The following is a 3,904-nucleotide window of genomic DNA, read 5'->3' on the forward strand; positions in this document are numbered from 1 at the left end:
AGCCTGCTCGGCAATGACGTGAAGCTGGTCGCGGGCTTCGAACATCGCCAGGAACGGACCCGTTTCGACCCCGGCGCTTTCTACTATGGCGAGCCGCAGCCGGATGGATCGCGCGTGCCCTATGGCCGCTCGATCCTGGTCGATCCGGTCGCGGGCAAATATCACACCAACGAGGTGTTCGGCGAAATCGTCGCGCCTTTGGTGACCGCGCAGAACGGCCTCAACTGGCTGCACACGCTCGAATTCGACGGATCGGCGCGCTGGGTCCACAACTCGCTGTCGGGGGGCGACCTGACGTGGAGCGCGGGCGGGCGCATCGGCTTCGTCCCCGACGTGACCTTCCGCGGCAATTTTACTCGCTCGATCCGCTCGCCCGCGATCACCGAGGCGTTCAACCCCGCCTCGATCGCTTATGAGGCCGGCCCTGATCCGTGCGACACGCGCTTCGTCGCCAACGGCCCGAACCCGGCGGTGCGCCGCGCGAATTGCGTCGCGGCGGGGATCAACCCGGCAACCTTCATTTCCAATTTCAGCAGCTTCCAGATCCCGGTGACCGTCGCCGGCAATGCCGACCTGCGCAACGAAAAGGCCGATAGCTGGACGGTCGGCGCGATCGTCCAGCCGCGCTTCGTGCCGGGGCTGTCGCTCGCGGTGGATTGGGTCAACATCACGCTCAAGGATGCGATCGTCACGCTCGACGGGCCGTCGATCCTCAGCGCCTGCTATGATTCGCCCGGCTATCCCAACCAGTTCTGCAACCTGTTCACCCGCGACGCCAATGGCCAGATCGTCACGATCCGCGAGGGCTTCTACAATGCCGCGCGCACCAGGAGCGCGGGGCTGCAGGCGACGCTCTCCTACCGGCTGCCGCTCGAGCGCATCGGGGTGCGCGATGCGGGGGCGATCGGGCTGGCGGTGAATTATTTCTACCGCGACACGCTCGAAACGCAGGTCGGCACCGACGATATCAAGCATGTCGCCGGGTCGATCGGCTATCCGCGCCATTCGGGCACCGCCAACCTCAGCTACGAGGGCAGTAAATTCAACCTGCTGCTGCAGGCGCAATATATCGGCAAGGGCCGGTTCGACATGGACGCCGCGCCCAATGCGACCGACATCACCGGGGTCGGCGACTGGTGGCTGTTTAACGCGACGATCGGCGCGAAGGTCAACGAGCGTTTCGGGCTGAAGCTGATCGTCGACAATCTGTTCGACGCCACCCCGCCCTATCCCGCCCCGCTCGGCAACGGCACCCGGCCCTATTTCTCAGGGATCATGGGGCGCTATTTCACCGTCGCCGCGACCGCGAAATTCTGATCGCCGCCCAACGCCGTTCGAGCTGAGCCTGTCGAAGCCCTGCCCTTTCTTCCGCGGAAAGAAGTGCAGCCCTTCGACAGGCTCAGGGCGAACGGAGGAGGTCCGTGCCTCGGCCTTCAACTATTAAGCAACGAGACGGAATCAGAACCAGATACGCGTCCCCATGACGAAGTTGACGGTGGTTGGGTCCTCGCCGTCGGCGCGCGCATAGCGGGCGGTCTGGCCGGCCTTGGCGTCGTAGGAGACGCCGATATAGGGCGCGAACTGACGGGTGATCTCATAGCGCAGCCTGAGCCCGAGCTCCGCGGTCGACAGGCCGGCGCCGGTGCGGGTCTCCGGCACGTCCTGCGCCGCGAAATCCAGCTCGACGCGCGGCTGGAGGACGAGGCGCTGGGTGAGGCGCTGATCGTAATAGCCTTCGAGCCGGCCGAGCAATTCGCCCTTGTTCGACAGGAACAGGCTGCCCCCCACCTCGAACCAGTAAGGCGCGAGGCCCTCGACCCCGACGACCGCATAGGTGCGCGAGGGATTCGGGCGGAAATCGTAACGCAGGCCGGCCTGCAGGTTGAAATAGGGGCCGATCGCGCGACTGTAGAGCGCCTGTATCTCGGCCGATTCGACCCCCTCGCGGAACGCCCCCTCGCCCTCGCTCTTGACGACGAAGCGGTTGATGTCGCCGCCGAACCAGCCTTCCGCGTCCCAGCGATAGCCGTCGCGCCCGTTGCGCGCATTATATTCGGCAAGGTTGAACATGATCAGCGAGAAGGTCTGCGCGCCCTCCTCCTTCATCATCTCGTGGCGCGCGCGCGCCATTTCCGCCGGGGAATAGACGCGATCGGCATAATGATCGCCCGGCAGTGCCGGCGCTGGCGCATCGCCCGCGGGCAGGTTGGTGCCGGTCTGCTGCGTCGCGGGCATCGCGGCCATATCATGCCCGCCATGTTCCCCGGCGGGCGCGGCCGGCTGCGGTGCCGGCATCGCGCTCATGTCGTGCCCGGCGTGATCCCCCGCAGGCGCGGCCGGTTGCGATGCGGGCATCGCGCTCATGTCGTGACCGGCATGTTCCCCCGCGGGCGTGGCCTGTGGCGTCGCGGCGGCTGGCGCAGGCGCAGGGTTCATCCCCGAATGGTCCATCCCGGCATGATTCATGCCCTGCATGTCATGCCCGTGATGCGCGGCGGGCGACGACGGCGCGGGCGTGGCGGTTTTCTTCGCCGGCACCTTCATGCCCGGCATGTCCGCCATCGCCTGATCCTGCGCGGTCGCGGGGGCGGCGGCGCACAGCGCCGCGAGGGCGAATGCGACCGAGGCCGTCACGAGCAGCGGAACGCGCCGGGTCATGCCGCGCCTCCCTTCGGCCGGACGCTGACGACGCGCATCATCCCCGCCGCCATGTGATAGAGCAAATGGCAGTGGAACGCCCAATCCCCCACCGCATCGGCGGTGAAGTCCCACGACACCTTGCCCCCCGGCTGGACGATCACGGTGTGCTTGCGCGGCGCGCGATCGCCGTGCCCGGTGACCAGTTCGAAGAAATGGCCGTGGAGGTGGATCGGGTGCCCCATCATCGTATCGTTGATCAGCGTCACCCGGACGCGCTCGCCCTCGATGAACGGGATCGGATCGTGCATGTCGGACATCTTCACCCCGTCGAACGACCACATGAACCGCTCCATATTGCCGGTCAGGTGGATATCGAGGCTGCGCGACGGCGCGCGCACGTCGGGGTTGCGCTCCAGCGCCATCAGGTCGCGATAGACCAGCACCTTGTGCCCGACATCCTCCAGCCCCTGCCCCGGATAATCGGTGCGATCGGCCGGCATCGGCGAGATCGTCTGGACGCTGGGATCGCGCTTGACCTGCGGCGCATTGGCGAAGTCGCGCATGCTGTGGCCGCCGCCCCCGCCATGCCCCATCGCGGCGTGATCGGCGCCCGCCGCACCGCCACCGTGCCCCATTGCGGCATGATCCATCCCACCGGCGCTCGCGCCGCCGCCATGGCCCATCGCGGCGTGATCCATCCCCGCCATCTTCGGCATCGGCTCCTCAGCCGCGCCGGTCGCAAGCTTGGCGGAGGCATTCTGCTCGGCGGTCGTGTCGATCCCGCGCGGCGCGGCCGTTCCGCCGCCCATGTCCATCCCGCCCATCCCCATATCGGTCATATTGGCGAGCGGGCGCTTGCGCAGCGGCGGGACGGGGGCGACCATCCCGGCGCGCGGCGCGAGCGTCGCGCGCGCCATTCCCGAACGGTCGATCGCCTCGCCGACCAGCGTGAAGGCGCGATCCGCCGTCGGCGTGACGATCGCGTCATAGGTTTCGGCGACCCCGATCTGGAACTCGCCGACCTCGACCGGCATGACATTCTGCCCATCGGCCTGAACGATCGTCATCGGCAATCCGGGGATGCGAACGTTGAAAGTGGTCATCGCCGAGGCGTTGATGACGCGCAGCCGCACCCGCTCGCCCGGCGTGAACAGCCCGGTCCAATTGTCCGCCGGGCCGTGGCCGTTGACCAGGAAGGTATAGGCGGCGCCCGACACGTCGGAGATATCGGCGGGGTCCATCCGCATCCCGCCCCAGGCGAGCC

General features: G+C 67.4%; 3 protein-coding genes. 1 reads left to right on the forward strand and 2 read right to left on the reverse strand.

Annotated elements, in window-relative coordinates:
- Nucleotides 1–1,317, forward strand: a 1,317-nt coding sequence (locus tag BGN95_RS00365) for a TonB-dependent receptor domain-containing protein (RefSeq protein WP_286771277.1), incomplete at its 5' end; no start/stop codon positions are given.
- 141 nt (nucleotides 1,318–1,458) lie between these two features.
- Here BGN95_RS00365 and BGN95_RS00370 read toward each other — a convergent pair.
- Both BGN95_RS00370 and BGN95_RS00375 read right to left on the reverse strand, forming a co-directional pair.
- Nucleotides 1,459–2,658, reverse strand: a complete 1,200-nt coding sequence (locus BGN95_RS00370; RefSeq protein WP_265313925.1) for a copper resistance protein B — start codon at nucleotides 2,656–2,658, stop codon at nucleotides 1,459–1,461.
- On the reverse strand, nucleotides 2,655–3,904 hold a 1,250-nt coding region (locus tag BGN95_RS00375), incomplete at its 5' end, for a copper resistance system multicopper oxidase (protein ID WP_286771278.1). The genes BGN95_RS00370 and BGN95_RS00375, both read right to left, overlap by 4 nt.

It is taken from the genome of Sphingomonas sp. 66-10, from assembly GCF_001897045.1.
Lineage (GTDB): Bacteria > Pseudomonadota > Alphaproteobacteria > Sphingomonadales > Sphingomonadaceae > Sphingomonas > Sphingomonas lycopersici.